General features: G+C 70.4%; 14 protein-coding genes. 10 read left to right on the top strand and 4 right to left on the bottom strand.

Annotated elements, in window-relative coordinates:
• Positions 1 to 56: 56 nt before the first annotated feature.
• Positions 57 to 539 carry a CarD family transcriptional regulator gene (locus ABC271_RS12050; RefSeq protein WP_056229249.1) on the top strand — a complete coding sequence of 161 codons (483 nt, stop codon included), beginning with the start codon at positions 57 to 59 and terminating at the stop codon, positions 537 to 539.
• A gap of 43 nt (positions 540 to 582) precedes the next feature.
• Positions 583 to 1,785, top strand: coding sequence for a 2-C-methyl-D-erythritol 4-phosphate cytidylyltransferase (ispD, locus tag ABC271_RS12045; RefSeq protein WP_412925089.1), 1,203 nt, complete (start codon positions 583 to 585; stop codon positions 1,783 to 1,785).
• Here ispD and ABC271_RS12040 read toward each other — a convergent pair.
• Entirely contained in the window at positions 1,782 to 2,243 is a 462-nt protein-coding gene (locus tag ABC271_RS12040; RefSeq protein WP_412925088.1) for a GNAT family N-acetyltransferase, read from the bottom strand. The two genes, ispD and ABC271_RS12040, sit on opposite strands and share 4 nt — an antisense overlap.
• Positions 2,244 to 2,311: 68 nt before the next feature.
• Here ABC271_RS12040 and cysS point away from each other — a divergent pair, with 68 nt between their 5' ends.
• Positions 2,312 to 3,706: a cysteine--tRNA ligase gene (gene cysS, locus ABC271_RS12035; RefSeq protein ID WP_412925087.1), complete on the top strand. Its 1,395-nt coding sequence runs from the start codon at positions 2,312 to 2,314 to the stop codon at positions 3,704 to 3,706.
• Positions 3,699 to 4,697 (top strand): 23S rRNA (guanosine(2251)-2'-O)-methyltransferase RlmB, encoded by a 999-nt coding sequence (gene rlmB / locus ABC271_RS12030; RefSeq protein ID WP_412925086.1) that lies wholly within the window; start codon positions 3,699 to 3,701, stop codon positions 4,695 to 4,697. The genes cysS and rlmB overlap by 8 nt, the downstream gene beginning before the upstream one ends.
• A 4-nt stretch (positions 4,698 to 4,701) precedes the next feature.
• On the opposite strand, the gene ABC271_RS12025 is transcribed toward rlmB, so the two are convergent.
• A complete protein-coding gene (locus ABC271_RS12025) occupies positions 4,702 to 5,706 on the bottom strand; it encodes a ketopantoate reductase family protein (protein WP_412925085.1) in 1,005 nt (334 codons plus the stop codon).
• A 144-nt stretch (positions 5,707 to 5,850) separates the two neighbouring features.
• Between ABC271_RS12025 and ABC271_RS12020 the strand changes: the two genes are divergently transcribed.
• Genes ABC271_RS12020 through ABC271_RS12010 form a run of 3 tightly spaced genes read left to right on the top strand, consistent with a single transcriptional unit; the run spans position 5,851 to position 8,708 of the window.
• The gene (locus ABC271_RS12020) at positions 5,851 to 7,317 is read left to right on the top strand and encodes an amidohydrolase family protein (RefSeq protein ID WP_412925084.1); all 1,467 of its coding nucleotides are present in this window, start codon (positions 5,851 to 5,853) and stop codon (positions 7,315 to 7,317) included.
• Between the two features lie 9 nt (positions 7,318 to 7,326).
• Positions 7,327 to 7,638, top strand: a complete 312-nt coding sequence (locus ABC271_RS12015) for a Dabb family protein (protein ID WP_412925083.1) — start codon at positions 7,327 to 7,329, stop codon at positions 7,636 to 7,638.
• A gap of 5 nt (positions 7,639 to 7,643) precedes the next feature.
• Positions 7,644 to 8,708 (top strand): zinc-dependent alcohol dehydrogenase, encoded by a 1,065-nt coding sequence (locus ABC271_RS12010; protein WP_412926155.1) that lies wholly within the window; start codon positions 7,644 to 7,646, stop codon positions 8,706 to 8,708.
• A gap of 13 nt (positions 8,709 to 8,721) precedes the next feature.
• Here ABC271_RS12010 and ABC271_RS12005 read toward each other — a convergent pair whose 3' ends face one another.
• Complete coding sequence (locus tag ABC271_RS12005; protein ID WP_412925082.1) at positions 8,722 to 9,414, bottom strand: helix-turn-helix domain-containing protein; 693 nt, start codon at positions 9,412 to 9,414, stop codon at positions 8,722 to 8,724.
• Positions 9,415 to 9,533: 119 nt separating this feature from the next.
• Positions 9,534 to 10,574 carry a ketopantoate reductase family protein gene (locus tag ABC271_RS12000; RefSeq protein ID WP_412925081.1) on the bottom strand — a complete coding sequence of 347 codons (1,041 nt, stop codon included), beginning with the start codon at positions 10,572 to 10,574 and terminating at the stop codon, positions 9,534 to 9,536.
• A 130-nt stretch (positions 10,575 to 10,704) separates the two neighbouring features.
• On the opposite strand from ABC271_RS12000, the gene ABC271_RS11995 reads away from it, so the two are divergent.
• From ABC271_RS11995 to ABC271_RS11985, 3 genes are all read left to right on the top strand, one after another.
• Positions 10,705 to 12,138, top strand: a complete 1,434-nt coding sequence (locus ABC271_RS11995) for an amidohydrolase family protein (RefSeq protein WP_412925080.1) — start codon at positions 10,705 to 10,707, stop codon at positions 12,136 to 12,138.
• 134 nt (positions 12,139 to 12,272) lie between these two features.
• Positions 12,273 to 13,652 carry an amidohydrolase family protein gene (locus tag ABC271_RS11990; protein ID WP_412925079.1) on the top strand — a complete coding sequence of 460 codons (1,380 nt, stop codon included), beginning with the start codon at positions 12,273 to 12,275 and terminating at the stop codon, positions 13,650 to 13,652.
• Positions 13,649 to 14,674 carry an ABC transporter permease gene (locus ABC271_RS11985; protein ID WP_412925078.1) on the top strand — a complete coding sequence of 342 codons (1,026 nt, stop codon included), beginning with the start codon at positions 13,649 to 13,651 and terminating at the stop codon, positions 14,672 to 14,674. Before ABC271_RS11990 ends, ABC271_RS11985 begins: the two co-directional genes overlap by 4 nt.
• Positions 14,675 to 14,761: the final 87 nt, after the last annotated feature.

Raw genomic sequence — 14,761 nt, 5'->3', positions numbered from 1 at the left:
ACCTTAGCGCATCGGGGCCTGTGGTATCCTGGATGTTGCCGAAAGGACATAACTCCATGCTTTTTGAGGTTGGCGAGACCGTCGTTTACCCGCACCATGGCGCGGCCACGATCATCGAGGTCAAAGAACGCGTCATCAAGGGCGAGACGAAGAAGTACCTGAAGCTCAACGTCACGCAGGGCGACCTGGTCATCGAGGTCCCCGCCGACAACGTCGACCTCGTCGGCGTTCGTGACGTGATCGGCAAAGAGGGTCTCGACCGCGTCTTCGAGGTGCTGCGCGCGCCTTTCACCGAGGAGCCGACCAACTGGTCGCGTCGCTACAAGGCGAACCTCGAGAAGCTCGCGTCCGGCGACGTCATCAAGGTGAGCGAAGTCGTCCGCGACCTGTGGCGCCGCGACCAGGACCGCGGTCTGTCCGCCGGCGAGAAGCGCATGCTGGCCAAGGCCCGTCAGATCCTCGTGTCCGAGCTCGCGCTCGCCGAGAAGACCGACGAAGACCGCGCGAGCGTCGTCCTCGACGAGGTCCTCGCGTCCTGACGGCGCGCGCGGTTCCGACCCGCGTCCGCGCTAGCGTGGTCGGGTGATTCCCGCACCCGTTCCGCGTCTGGCCGTCATCGTCGTCGCCGCCGGCTCCGGCACCCGTTTGAACGGGGGCGCACCCAAGGCGTTCGTCGGTCTCGATGAGCACACGATTCTGCGCCACGCGCTTCGCGGCGTGTTCGCCGCTCCGCGTGCCCAGGTCGTCATCGTGGTGCCGCAGGGATACGAGGGCGCTGCGCTGACCGACGCGCGCGAGGTCGCCGGAGATCGCCTCGACCTCGTCTCGGTCGTCGCCGGCGGAACAACGCGACAGTCGTCCGTCGCCGCCGGCGTGGCCGCTCTCTGGGCGGATGTCGACACGGTCCTGGTGCACGACGCCGCACGAGCGCTCACCCCGCCGGCGGTGTTCGCCCGGGTCGTCGCGGCCCTCGATGGCGGCGCCGAAGCCGTCATCCCGGCTGTCCCGGTGGTCGACACGATCAAGCGGGTGGACGCCGCGGGAGCGATCGTCGCGGCCGTCGACCGGTCTGAGCTCGCCGCCGCGCAGACCCCGCAGGGCTTCCGTCGGGATGTGCTGCAGGAAGCGGTCCGCGCTGCGGACGCCGAGCACACCGATGATGCGGCGCTCGTCGCGGCCGCGGGCCACACCGTGATCACCGTTGCCGGGGACGAGGCATCCTTCAAGATCACCACGGGCCCCGACCTCGAGCGCGCGAGAGCGTTGATCGCGGACGTCGAGCCCCGTGCCGAGCGCCACGCCGAGCTCGCGCGATCGCCCCGCGTGGGCATCGGCACCGACGTGCACGCCTTCGGCGGCGACGGCGTGCTGTGGCTGGCGGGGCTGGAATGGCCGGGGGAACCGGCGCTGTCGGGGCACTCCGACGGTGACGCCGTCGCGCACGCGATCGTCGACGCCCTCCTCGCGGCGGCCGGTCTCGGTGACATCGGCACGCATTTCGGTACTGACCGGCCGGAGTTCGCGGGCGCGCACGCCGAGGCCTTCCTCGCGCACACGCGGAACCTGTTGGGCGAGGCGGGCTGGCGGATCGGCAACGTCTCGGTCCAGGTGCAGGCCAATCGCCCGCGGTTCGCGGGTCGCCGTGCCGAAGCGGAGCGCGCATTGTCGGCTGCGCTCGGGGGTGCTCCCGTGACGGTCAGCGCGACGACCACCGACGGCCTCGGTTTCACCGGGCGCGCCGAGGGCGTCGCCGCGTTCGCGACCGCGCTCGTCGTCCCGGCTTAGAGCTCGCGCATCATGAACGTCGACAACGGGTCGTCGCGGTACGACCCGAACGGCGGGCACTCCACGAACCCCTCGCTCGCGTAGAGCGACCGGGCGGCGAGGAAGTCGTCGCCGCTGCCCGTTTCCAGCCACAGGGTCCGGATGCCACGCTCCTGCGCTTCGGTCATGATGTGCCGCAGGATCGCCCGGCCGATCCCCTGACCGAGGAATCCGTCGGCGACGCGCATCGACTTGAGCTCCCCGGCATCCTCGCCGAACGGGGAGAGGGCGCCGATGCCGGCGAGCTCCCCGTCCACGCGCGCCGACCACAGCAGCGCGCCGTTGTCGACGAGGGCGTCGGCGTCGAGAGCGTGGCAGCTCTCCGGCGGGGTGTTCTCGAGCATGCCCGACACGTGCGCGGTCACGAGCGCGCGGGTGTCGGCCACGGCCACGTCATCGAGTCGGATCTCCAGCGGCATGCTGCGACCCTAACGCCCTCGTGTTTCGGGCACGGGTCGCCGTCAGGGGCGGCCGGTAGGCTTGTGCGGTGACCGTTCGGCTGTATGACACGAAAGCGCAGGCTCTGCGCGACTTCGTCCCCGTCGACCCCGCGAACGTCACGATGTACGTCTGCGGCCCCACGGTGCAGTCGGGTCCCCATATCGGACACGTCCGCGCGGCTCTTGCGTTCGACCTGCTGCGCCGCTGGCTCACGCACCGATTCGGGCGCGTGACGTTCGTGCGCAACGTCACCGACATCGACGACAAGGTGCTCGCCAACGCCACCGCGACCGAGCCGTGGTGGGCGCTGGCGTACCGCATGGAGCTGGAGTTCTCACGGGCCTACGCCGCCATCGGCATCCTGCCCCCGACCTACGAGCCGCGTGCCACCGCCTCGGTGACGCAGATGCAGGAGCTCATCGCCGAGCTCATCGACCGCGGACATGCCTACGCGTCCGCCGGCGACGTGTACTTCGACGTGCGCTCGTGGCCCGCGTACGGCGAGCTGACGCACCAGAGCGTGGATGCCATGGAGTCCGCCGCCGACGCCGACCCCCGCGGAAAGCGCGACCCCCGTGACTTCGCGCTGTGGAAGGGCGCGAAGGAGGGCGAGCCCGCTTCCGCCACCTGGACCTCGCCGTGGGGAGCCGGACGTCCGGGCTGGCACATCGAGTGCTCGGCGATGTCACGGCGCTACCTCGGTCCGGAGTTCGACATCCACGGCGGCGGTCTCGACCTGCGCTTCCCCCACCACGAGAACGAGATCGCGCAGTCCACGGCGGCGGGCGATCCGTTCGCGCGCTACTGGGTGCACAACGGTCTCGTGACGGTCGACGGACAGAAGATGTCGAAGTCGCTCGGCAACTTCATCCTGGCGGCCGACGTGCTCGCGGAACGCGATCCGCGCGTCGTTCGCTACGCGCTCGCCGGAGCCCACTACCGCTCGAGCCTCGACATCTCGGACCGCGCGTTCGACGAGGCCGCCTCGGCGCTGGAGCGCATCGACACCTTCCGGCAGCGGTCGCTGCAGGCTGCGAGCGGCGATCAGCACACCGTCGAACCCGGCATCCTCCCGTCGGCGTTCATCGAAGCCATGGACGATGACCTGGGCGTGCCGCAGGCGCTCGCCGCGCTGCACCAGGCCGTCCGAGAGGGGAACACCGCGATCGACGCCGGTGACATCGCGGGCGCGATGGAATCGGCCGCTGCGGTGACGGCGATGCTCGAGGTCCTCGGGCTGAACACCACCACGACCGCGAACGCCGACGGGGGAGCGGGTGTCGCGCTCGACGCCCTCGTGCGAGAGATGATCGCGCAGCGCAGCCGCGCCCGCGCCGACAAGGACTGGGCGGCCGCCGATCGCATCCGTGATGCCATCGCCGCCGCCGGAATCACGCTGGAGGACACTCCGGCCGGAACCCATTGGAGTATCGATGCCTAAGCCTGGACGCCCGGGAGCACGCAACCCCGGCAAGAAGAAGGGCCCCCTGAAGGGCACCGGCGGCCACTCGCGCAAGGCGCTCGAGGGCAAGGGCCCCACGCCCAAGGCCGAGGATCGCGCCTGGCACGTCGCCGGCAAGCGCAAGGCGGCGCAGGAGCGCTACGCCGCCGCCGGCGGCAAGGGCAAGCCGGGGGTGCGTCCGATCGGCTCGTCGCAGGGCCGCGCGCGTTCGAAGCAGGCCGACGACACCGAGACGGTCACCGGCCGCAACTCGGTCCTCGAGGCGTTGCGCGCGAAGATCCCCGCCACGGCGTTCTACATCGCGCAGCGCGTCGAGATGGATGACCGCGTCAAGGAGATGCTGTCGATCGCTACGAACCGCGGCATTCCGGTGCTCGAGGTGACCCGTCCCGAGCTCGACCGCATGGCCGGGTTCGACGGCGTGCACCAGGGCGTCGCCCTGAAGGTGCCGCCGTACGAGTACGCCCACCCGCAGGACATGCTCGAGTCGATCATCGACCGGGGCGAACTGCCGCTGCTCGTGGCGCTCGACGGCGTGACCGACCCGCGCAACCTCGGTGCCATCATCCGATCCACGGCGGCGTTCGGCGGACAGGGCCTCGTGCTGCCTCAGCGTCGCTCGGCGAGCGTGAACTCGGCGGCGTGGAAGACCAGCGCCGGCGCGGCCGCGCGCGTCCCGGTGGCTCTGGCGGCGAACCTCACCGCCACGCTCAAGGACTTCAAGAAGCAGGGCGTGTTCGTCCTGGGTCTCGCGGGGGACGGCGAAGTTTCGCTCCCCGAGCTGCAGCTCGCCGATCGTCCCGTGGTGATCGTCGTGGGGTCCGAGGGCAAGGGGCTGTCCCGCCTCGTCACCGAGACGTGCGACCAGGTCGTGTCGATCCCGATCTCGACCGCGACCGAGTCGCTCAACGCCGGCATCGCGGCATCCGTCGCGCTCTACCAGGTCTCGACGCTCCGCAACGCGGGCTGATCCCTCAGCCGCGCTGCAAGCGCTGCAGCGCGGCGAGGGCGGGCTCCATCTCACCGCGTTCGATGGCGTGGCCGACCTCGACGATCGACTCGTTGACCGGCGTCGGGATGCCGAGACGCCGCCCCGCCGCCACGACGGCTCCGTTGATGTCGTCGACCTCGCTGTGGCGACCCTTCCGCCAGTCCTGGAGCACCGTCGTCGTGGCACCGGGAACGGTGAAGCGCGTGTACAGCGCGTCGAGCATCGTCTCCACGACGTCGGGCGACGTGGCGATCGACTCGGCGGTCAGGCCGAAGATCGGCAGCACCCGGTGGTCGCCGGCGACCCGGAGCGCTTCGCGTCCCGCCTCGAGCATGAGGTCGCGCATGCCCGGCACCTCGATCGCGTCGACCATGGGAAGCCCGAGCGCCGCTGTCGGGACGAGGACCGAGGCGTTGCTGACGAGCTTCATCCACTTCGCCGACGCGATGTCGTCGACGCGGGCGACCTCGCCGGAGTGCGACAGGACGTCGGCCACATCGTGTCCGCGCGGAGCCGTGGCATCCACCGCGAACCACGAGCGCTCGGGGTCCACGTGGCGATGGACGACGCCGGGATCGGTCATCGTCGACGAGATCTCGATGACCGTGCCGACGCACCGGTCGGCACCGACCACGTCGGCGACCGTCTCGGTCGTCATGCCGTTCTGGACGGCCGCGATCGCACCGTCGGGGGCGAGGTGCGGCTCGATGAGCGCGGCGGCCCATCGGGCGTCGTAGGCCTTCGTCACGAGCAGGACGAGGTCGAAAGGCTCGCGCAGCGTCGCGACCTCGCACAGGTGCAGTGTGCGGGGACGCACGTGCCGCGTGCCCGAGGGCATCTCGATCCGCAGGCCGTCGCGACGCATGGCCTCCACGTGCGCGGGCCACTGCTCGATGAGCACCGGATCCAGGCCCGCGTCGATGAGGTCGGCACCGATCGAGGCGCCGTTGGCGCCCGCACCCAGCACGGCGATGGACGGAGTGGACATGTCGCTCCTTCGTTGGAGTGTCAGCGAACGCGGTAGGGAGAGCCCGGGTCGTTCATGCATCACGACTGAACGAAAATCGGACTCTTGCCTCCGCCCTGTGGAGAGTGTAAACCAGGAACGAACATTCTCGATGGGGAGAAGGCCATGACCGACACCACACCCGCCGCCGAGCAGTTCTCGGCCGACCGTCCGTTCGTCTTCCGCAACGCGACCGTGATCACCATGGACGAACAGGGCGTTCTCGACGACGCCGACGTCCTCGTGATCGGGCGCGATATCGCCGCGGTCGGACACCGTCTCGAGGTGCCCGAGGGCACGCTCGAGATCGACGCCGCAGGGGGCATCGTCACCCCCGGCTTCGTCGACACCCACCGCCACATGTGGCAGTCCGCACTTCGAGGGTATGGCGGCGACTGGGCGCTCAGCCAGTACTTCGTCTTCTACTACCTCAACTGGGGCGAGGTGTTCCGCCCCGAGGACGTCTACGCCGGCAACCTCCTCAGCGCCCTGGAATCAGTGGACACGGGCGTGACCACCACCCTCGACTGGTCGCACGGCCTCCGCACGCCCGAGTACGGCGAGGCCGCCCTGCAGGCGCTGCGCGAGATCCCCGGCCGCTTCGTGCTCGGCTACGGCAACTACCTCGGGGCGCCGTGGGAGTGGGCCAACGCCCCCGAGTTCCGCGATTTCGTGTCGAAGAACTTCTCCTCGCCCGACGACATGATGACGCTGCAGCTCGCGTTCGACGTCCCCGGGGCGTCCGACTTCCCCGAGCGCGGCGCGTTCGAGGCGGCCCGCGAGCTGGGGCTGCGCGTCACGACGCACGCGGGTGTGTGGGGCGCGACCACCGACACCGCGATCACCCAGATGTACGAGGCCGGGTTCATGACGCCCGAGGTCACCTACGTGCACTCGGCGTCCCTGAACGAGCAGAGCTATCAGAAGATCGCCGCGACCGGCGGCACCGTGTCGGTCGCGACGGAGTCGGAGCAGAGTGCCGGCCAGGGGTACCCCTCGACGTGGGCGATCCGCAAGCACGGCATCCCGGCATCCCTGTCGATGGACACGAGCGTCTGGTGGAGCGCCGACTTCTTCTCGGCGATGCGCGCCACCCTCAGCGCCGACCGCTCGCGCGACCACCTCGAAGCACACGCGCGCGGCGAGACGATCGTCGCGAACCGCCTGCGCGCCGAGGACGTCCTGCGCATGGCGACGATGGGCGGCGCCCTCTCGATCGGTCTCGAAGATCGAATCGGCTCGCTGACCCCGGGCAAGCGCGCCGACATTGTGCTCATCAAGAACGACGAGTCCCCGGCGATGACCCCGATCCTGCACCCCTACGCCCACGTCGTCTATCAGGCCGGCACGGCCGACGTGCACACCGTCGTCGTGGACGGCAAGGTCGTGAAGTACCAGGGCAAGCGCATCGGCCTGCCGCTCGCACCCGTCCGCGACAAGGTCGCGGCATCGGTCGAGTACGTGCGGTCGAAGCTGGGGGAGCAGGCGTGGGCCGAGGGCATGCACCCCGAGATCCCCGTCGACGAGGAGATCGAGAACCCGTACCGCTACACCGACGGCGACGCCCATGTCGTCGCCCGCGCCAACGACTGAGAGGGCCGCATGATCCTGCACGCCGCACTGTTCACCTGGAGACCCGAGGTCGGCCCCGAGGAGGTGGAGGCGCTGACGGGAGCGCTCGAGGAGATGGCGGCGGCGTTGCCGGTGCTCCGCGGATACCGCTGCGGCGCGAACCTGCGGCTCCGTCCGAGTCCGGCCGACTACGGCGTCGTCGCGCTCGTCGCGGACGAGGAAGCCCTCGCGGTGTACCTCGACTCGCCCGAGCACGCCGCGGTGTACGAGGCGCACCTCTCGCGCATGATCGAGTCGCGTCAGGCCGTGCAGCTCGAGGTGCCGGACGGGGCCGCCCTGTGACGCGCATGCGTGCGGCCGTCCTCTACGGCGCCGGGGATCTGCGGATCGAGGATCGCCCCGTTCCCGTCCCCGGCCCGGGCGAGGCCCTCGTGCGGGTGACCGGGTGCGGAGTGTGCGGATCGGATGCCACGGAGTTCTCGCGCGGTCCGGTCCTCACGCACCTGCCGGTCGTCCTCGGCCACGAGTTCACCGGCACGGTGGAAGCGGTGGGCGACGGCGTCGACCTGCCCCTCGGTGCGCAGGTCGTCTGCGGGGCGGGCATCTCGTGCGGCGAGTGCAAGCCCTGCCGCGCCGGGCGCACGAACCTCTGTCGGCGGTACCGCACGGCGGGGTTGCAGGTCGACGGCGGGCTCGCGGAGTTCGTGCGCGTGCCCGCCGCGACACTGCTCGACGTGACCGCGTGGGGGCTGGCATCCGATACTCTCGCGCTCGCGCAGCCGATGGCCATCGCCGTGCACGCCGTCTCGCGCAGTGGCCTGTCGGCGGGCCAGGATGCCGTCGTCCTCGGGATCGGCGGGATCGGCGCCTTCATCACCTATGCCGCGGCGGCGGTCGGGGCGCGCGTGCTCGCGGTCGACCGGTCGCAGGACCGGCTCGACCTCGCGCGGGCTCTCGGCGCCGAGCGGACCCTGCTCGCGGGGGAGGACTCCGTCGCCGGAGAGCTCGCCGCCGCAGGGCGCGAGGCCGACGTGCTGTTCGAGGTGAGCGGTTCGCGCGCGGGGTGGGACGAGGTCGTGGCCGCGGCGCTGCCGGGAGCGGTCCTGGTGCCGGTCGGCATCCAGCGGGAAGACGTGCCGGTGCCCCTCGGCGCCTGGACCCTGCGCGAGCTCACGATCGTCGGTACGGTCGCGCACGTGATCGCGGCGGATCTGCCGCGCGCGGTGGAACTGCTGGCCGGTCGGGCCGACTGGACGGATGTCGCCGACGAGGTCCTGCCCCTCGACGAGGTCGCCGATGGGGCGCTGGAGCCGCTCACCCGGGGCGGATCGCGCCAGATCAAGACGGTGATCGACCCGACGGCCTCGCACCGTCGCGTCGCGCGGCACGGCGTCCGGTCGGCGACGGCCTGACGCCGAGCGTCGGTCAGCGGTCGAGGTCGTCCATCGCGCGGAGGACGTCGACCGCTGACCCGATGGTCTCGCGCGGCGCGCCGAGCTGCTGGCCGGCCGACGGCATGGCCTGATTCTGCTCGCGGCGACCCACCACGAACCAGATGCCCCGCGCGATCGCATCGCTCTGGTTGACGTACAGGTGCGGACGCACCGAGTCGAAGTGCAGGCTGTCGCCGGCGCGCAGGGTGAACGTGTCGAACTCCAGGCGCAGCGTCAGCTCGCCCTCGAGCAGGTAGGCGTACTCGACGCCGGCGTGGCGCATCATCTTGCCCTCGACGGAGCTGGAGGCGCCGGGCTGGTAGGTGACGAGCAACGAGTCGGCGGGACCCACGCCCGCAGCAAGACGCTCCCACCGCACGCCGTTCTCCATATCGAGGACGGCGTTCTCCGCGGCGCGCTGCACGGTGAGGTCGGCGGGAAGGGGTTCGGGCACGGGCGCCACGGCACCCGCCGGAGGCGTCGGCGAGACGCCCAGCAGCTCATCGATCGAGATGCCCAGGTGCGTGACGATCGCGTACAGCGTCGACACGGACGGCTGCGTCTTCCCGGTCTCGACCTGCGAGATGAGACTCGCCGAGACGCCCAGAGAACTCGCGACGCTGCGCAGGCTCATCCCGCGCTGCAGTCGCGCGTCGCGCAGTCTGCCACCGATGTCGTCGGTCATGTCGGCGCCTCCTCTTCCGAAGGCGGCGACCCCGATCACCGGGCGACCGCCCCTCGGGGCACCACGCTACCCGTCGCCCTGCGCACATCGTGTGCGCCGCGCCTGAACACGACCGGGCCTCACCCGCGCCCGGGGACGTCCAGAAGGACGTCGACGTTGGCGGCGGAGCGCGGCATCCGGCCCGCCTCGATCTCTTTCGCGAGACGGACGGTGTGCGCGTTGAACGGTGCTTCCTGCCCCGCGCCGGCGAGCACCGACACGACGAGGCCGTTGACCTCGTCGTATTCGGCGTGGCGGCCTTTCATCCAGTCCTGCAGAACGGTCGTGTTCGTGTCGGGGAGGGAGAAGCTGTCCAGCACCTCGCCGAGCAGGTCAGCGGCGTATCGATCGGGGTCGGTGACGGCGTCGTCGGACAGGCCGAAGATCGGGACGAGGCGACTGCCGTCGGCAAGGGCGGCGCGAGCGGCCTCCTTCCCGCACTCGATCATGAAGTCGTGCACACCAGGAAGGGCGACGGCGGATGCCAGGGGGAGGTCGAGGATCGCGGAGGGGACCAGCTCGCCGGCGTTGGCGACGAGCTTCATCCACTTGGAGGAGCGGATGTCGGGGGAGACGTCGACGCGACCGGTGTGCGAGAGCACCGCCTGCACTTCGTGCTCGCGACCGCGGGCGGAGTCGTCGTACGCGCCGACGGCGAACCAGGAACCCGAGACCGGTGTCTGCCGGTTCACGATGCCCGGCTCGAACATGTTCGACGCGACCTCGATGACCGCGCCCATCGTGCGGTGGGCGCCGACGGCGGCGGCGATGGCATCCTGGGTCATCCCGTTCTGGAGCCCGACGACGAGGCCGTCCTCGGCGACGTGGGGCGCGATGAGCTCGGCGACCCAGCGCGTGTCGTACGCCTTCACCACGATGAAGACGATGTCGAACGGTTCGCGCAGCGTCGCGACCTCGCACAGGTGCAGGGGGTGCACGGGCGTGACGTGCGTTTCGTCGGGCAGGCGCACTTCGATGCCGCGGGCGCGCATGGCCTCGACGTGTGCGGGCCATTGCTCGATGTACGTGACGTCGAGACCGGCTCGCAGCAGATCGGCGCCGACGCTGGCTCCCTGTGCGCCCGTGCCGAGCACGGCGATGCGGGGGCTCGTTCTGGTCATGGGTCCTCCTCGACGCCAAGAAACGTTCGCTACAGCTTTACAAATCTGGGAGCGACTGTACATTCGTGTGTAGTTCAGCACAACGTCGGGTCGAGGAAGACCCGAACGGATCGCGAGGGAGCGAGCAAGAATGCGCACACTCATCCGCAACGTGGCGGCGGCCACGGTCGACGACGGGCTCGGGGATCTCCCTCGCACCGACATCCTCATCGAGGACGGGATCATCCGTGAGATCCGCCCCGACATCGCGGTCGCCGACGCCGAGATCGTGGACGGGCGCGACAAGATCGCCATCCCGGGGATGGTGGACACGCACCGCCACACGTGGCAGACCGCGCTGCGCGGCATCCTGGCCGACGGCAACATCCCCGACTACCTGCGCGGCATCCGGCTGCACATGGCTCCGCTCTACCGAGCCGAGGACATGTATGCGGGCAACTACGTGGGGGCTCTCGACGCACTGAACTCCGGCATCACCACGATCGTCGACTACTGCCACAACATCCTCGATCCGGACGGCGCGCACGCCGCCGTGACGGGGCTCCGGGATGCCGGTATCCGGGCGCTCTATGGGCACGGGCTCACACCGATCACCACGAACACGTGGAGCCAGTCGCGGGGCGGATCCCGGGCCGGATCGGATCCGGCGGCCCTGGCCACGCGCGCGCATCTCGCGCGGGAGATCCGGGAGCAGTATTTCGCGAGCGACGACCAACTCCTGCGCTTCGGCATCGCCCCGCAAGAGCTGGCGATCGCCCCCGTCGCCGACGTGGCCGCGGAGTTCCGTCTCGCCCGCGACCTCGGTGCGCGCATCACCTTCCACGCCAACCAGGTCATGGTCCGCCAGCTCTTCCAGGACGTGGAGGTGCTGCACGCCCACGGGCTGCTGGCCGACGACCTCCTCCTCGTGCACTGCACCTTCAACACCCCGCACGAGTGGGATCTGCTGGACGACAGCGGGGTGACGGTGTCGGTGTGCGCCGAGACCGAGATGCAGATGGGCATGGGATACCCGGCCATCGCCGAGGCCACCGCCCATACCGCGGGGCCCAGTCTCGGTATCGACTGCGTCTCAGGGAACGGCGGAGACATGGTCTCCCACAGCCGTCTCGTCCTGCAGGCCTCGCGCTATCGCGCCGACGAGCCCGAGTACGCCGTCATGCGTGCGCCGCAGACGATGTCGTGGACGACCGAGGACGCCCTCCGTTGGGCCACGCTGAACGGTGCACGGGCGGCCGGGGTGGACCACCTCGTGGGGTCGCTCACCGTGGGCAAGCGCGCCGACATCGTGCTCGTGGACATGTCGGGGATCAGTCAGGTCGGCTGGAACCGCGCGGATCCGACCGGCGCGGTGGTCTCGCAGGCTCATGCCGGCTGCGTCGACACGGTGTTCGTCGACGGGCGCGTCGTCAAGCGGGGCGGTGTGCTCACGCACGTCGACGTCGCCGCCGCGACGAACACGCTCGAGCGCTCGCACGAGTTCCTCTACGACCGGATGGGCGGGGCGGGATCGTTCATCCCGCAGCCCCCGATCGACATCCCGCTGTACCGCGAACGCGCGTGATCTTTCAGCCCTGCTGGACGCACTGCACACAGTGATAACAAATACTTGACACGTTCAGTCCTGCTTTCTAGCATCCAATCAACGAACACCACCGGCGCGACGTCGCTCCGGTTCGACGAGGGAGTCACCACCACATGAGCACGCGTACGCTGCTGCGGGGAGGGACCGTCATCACGGCCGTCCGCCCCGGCGAGGTCCTCACCGACACCGACATCCTGATCGGCGCGGACGGAACGATCGAGGCCATCGGGCAGGGCCTGGATGCCGGCGATGCCGAGGTCATCGACGTCCACGGCCGCATCGTGCACCCCGGTTTCGTCGACACCCACCGCCACACGTGGCAGTCGGTCGTCCGCAACCTCGCGTCGGACTGGTCGCTCACGGAGTACCTCGCGGGTCTCCACACCGGGCTCAGCAAGCACTTCCGCCCGGAGGACACCTACACCGGCAACTACCTCGGGGCGCTCGAGGCGCTCGATTCCGGCATCACCACGCTCGTCGACTGGTCGCACAACCTCGCCACCCCCGAACACGCCGACGCCGCCGTCGCCGCGCTCAAGGACACCGGGATGCGCGCCGTGTTCGCCCACGGCGGCGGTGCCGACCAGTGGGGCAGCCTGCCCTCGGCGAACGTCCACCCCGACGACGCCCGGCGCGTCCGCGACGAGCACTTCTCCTCCGAGGGCGGGCTGGTCACGATGGCGCTCGCGCTCCGCGGTCCGCAGTTCGTGACCCCCGAGGTCAACGTCGCCGACTTCCGTCTCGCCGCCGACCTGGACCTGCGCGTCACGATGCACGCCGGCGACGGGTACTGGGGCAAGTCGGGCCCGATCCGCAAGATGCACGCCGACGGCCTGCTCTCGGACCGCATCACGTACGTCCATTGCTGCACCCTGGGCGACGACGAGCTTAAGCTCATCGCCGACAGCGGCGGCACCGCCTCGGTCGCGCCGGACGTCGAGATGCAGATGGGCCACGGCTTCCCCGCCACGGGCCGGCTGCTGCGTGCCGGCATCCGTCCCACGTTCTCCATCGACGTGTGCAGCTCGAACGGCGGCGACATGTTCGCCACGATGCGCACCGCCATCGGCATGCAGCGCGCTCTCGACAACGCCCCGTCCGTCGACACCGGCGAGGTGCTCGAGCGCATCAGCCTCACGTGCGCCGACGTCGTGCAATTCGCCACGATCGACGGCGCGCACGCCGCGGGCCTGTCCGACACCACCGGGTCGATCGCCGTGGGCAAGGCCGCCGACATCGTGGTGCTCGACGACCGCTCGCTCGCCCTGACCCCGCTCAACAACCCGATCGGCAGCCTCGTGTACTCCGCCCACCCGGGCCTCGTCCGGGACGTGTTCGTGCAGGGCCGTCGGGTGAAGAAGGACGGCGAGCTCGTCGGCGTCGACCTCGCCCGGCTGAAGGCGGATGCCGAAGCCTCCCGCAGCTACCTGCTCGGTGAGATGCCCGAGGCGCGCCTCGACGGCACCTGGCACCCCGCTCTGGTGACGGCATGACCGACCTCGCCGCTCCCGCACGCCTCGCGCCGAAGGACCACGGTCCCACGGCGCGGATGGTGCTGGCGTGGCCGGGAACGCGGGCACTCATCGCCGTCGCCGCCCTGTTCGTGATCAGCCCGCTGATCGCACCGGGAAGCGTGGGACCCACGGCCATCGTGTCGATGCTGCCGTTCGCCGCGCTCATCGCCATCGTCGCGATCGGGCAGACCCTGGTCATCCAGCAGGGTGGCCTCGACCTGTCGATTCCGGGGGCCGTGACGCTCGGCGCCCTCATCGTGGCTCGTTTCGGCGGCGACGACGCGCTGGGTCTTCCCGCGGCCATCGTGGCGGCGATCGTCGCCACGGCCCTGTTCGGCTTGGCCAGTGGCGTCGTGATCACCGTTTTCGGCCTCCCGCCGCTCGTGGTGACGATCGCCGTGAACGCGCTCATGATCGGCACGGTCCAGGCACTTTCGGGCGGATTCGCCACCCAGAGCCCGGACGCGCTCAACCAGTTCGCGCTCAGCCGGTGGGGTGGCATCCCCGTCCTGGTGTTCTTCGCGCTCGCGCTGACGCTCGCGGTCCACGTCGTGCTGAAGCTGACACGTCTGGGACGGCGGTTCGAGCTGGTGGGGGAGAACCCGCGCAGCGCCGCCAACCTCGGAATCGGCACGCGCGGGTACACAATCGTCGCGTACGTCCTCTCGGCCGCGCTCGCCGCCGTCGGGGGCGTGCTCCTCGCGGGCCTGCTGCGCACCCCGACCCTCACCGCGGGCGAGGACTACCTGCTGCCCTCGATCGCCGCGGTGGTCCTCGGCGGCACCGCCCTCACCGGGGGACGGGGCAGCGTCGTCGGCACCGCGCTCGGCGCACTCTTCCTTGCCCAGCTGACCCAGTTGGTCCAGACGTTCACGCAGGCAACCGCCGTGCAGAACATCGTGCAGGCGCTGATCATCGGCGTCGGCATCGTCGCTCAGCTCCAGCTCGGCGGCACCACCTCACGAATCCGGAACCTCATGCGACGGCGTCCGGGAGCCTGACCCGGGCTCATCGTCCACCGCGACCCGCCCCCGGGTCGACGGGCGATCCGTCGCGCCCACCTTCGTCCCTGCATACCCGATCACCCA

Source organism: Microbacterium canaveralium (assembly GCF_047238045.1).
Lineage (GTDB): Bacteria > Actinomycetota > Actinomycetes > Actinomycetales > Microbacteriaceae > Microbacterium.
Note: the sequence above shows the minus strand (reverse complement) of the source record. Positions and strands in the feature narration are given on the sequence as shown.

Coding starts and splice junctions, on each gene's coding strand:
- ABC271_RS12050 (WP_056229249.1), top strand. CDS start 57: ATGCTTTTTGAGGTTGGCGAGACCGTCGTTTACCCGCACCATGGCGCG.
- ABC271_RS12040 (WP_412925088.1), bottom strand. CDS start 2,243: ATGCCGCTGGAGATCCGACTCGATGACGTGGCCGTGGCCGACACCCGC.
- rlmB (WP_412925086.1), top strand. CDS start 3,699: ATGCCTAAGCCTGGACGCCCGGGAGCACGCAACCCCGGCAAGAAGAAG.
- ABC271_RS12025 (WP_412925085.1), bottom strand. CDS start 5,706: ATGTCCACTCCGTCCATCGCCGTGCTGGGTGCGGGCGCCAACGGCGCC.
- ABC271_RS12020 (WP_412925084.1), top strand. CDS start 5,851: ATGACCGACACCACACCCGCCGCCGAGCAGTTCTCGGCCGACCGTCCG.
- ABC271_RS12015 (WP_412925083.1), top strand. CDS start 7,327: ATGATCCTGCACGCCGCACTGTTCACCTGGAGACCCGAGGTCGGCCCC.
- ABC271_RS12010 (WP_412926155.1), top strand. CDS start 7,644: ATGCGTGCGGCCGTCCTCTACGGCGCCGGGGATCTGCGGATCGAGGAT.
- ABC271_RS12005 (WP_412925082.1), bottom strand. CDS start 9,414: ATGACCGACGACATCGGTGGCAGACTGCGCGACGCGCGACTGCAGCGC.
- ABC271_RS12000 (WP_412925081.1), bottom strand. CDS start 10,574: ATGACCAGAACGAGCCCCCGCATCGCCGTGCTCGGCACGGGCGCACAG.
- ABC271_RS11995 (WP_412925080.1), top strand. CDS start 10,705: ATGCGCACACTCATCCGCAACGTGGCGGCGGCCACGGTCGACGACGGG.
- ABC271_RS11990 (WP_412925079.1), top strand. CDS start 12,273: ATGAGCACGCGTACGCTGCTGCGGGGAGGGACCGTCATCACGGCCGTC.
- ABC271_RS11985 (WP_412925078.1), top strand. CDS start 13,649: ATGACCGACCTCGCCGCTCCCGCACGCCTCGCGCCGAAGGACCACGGT.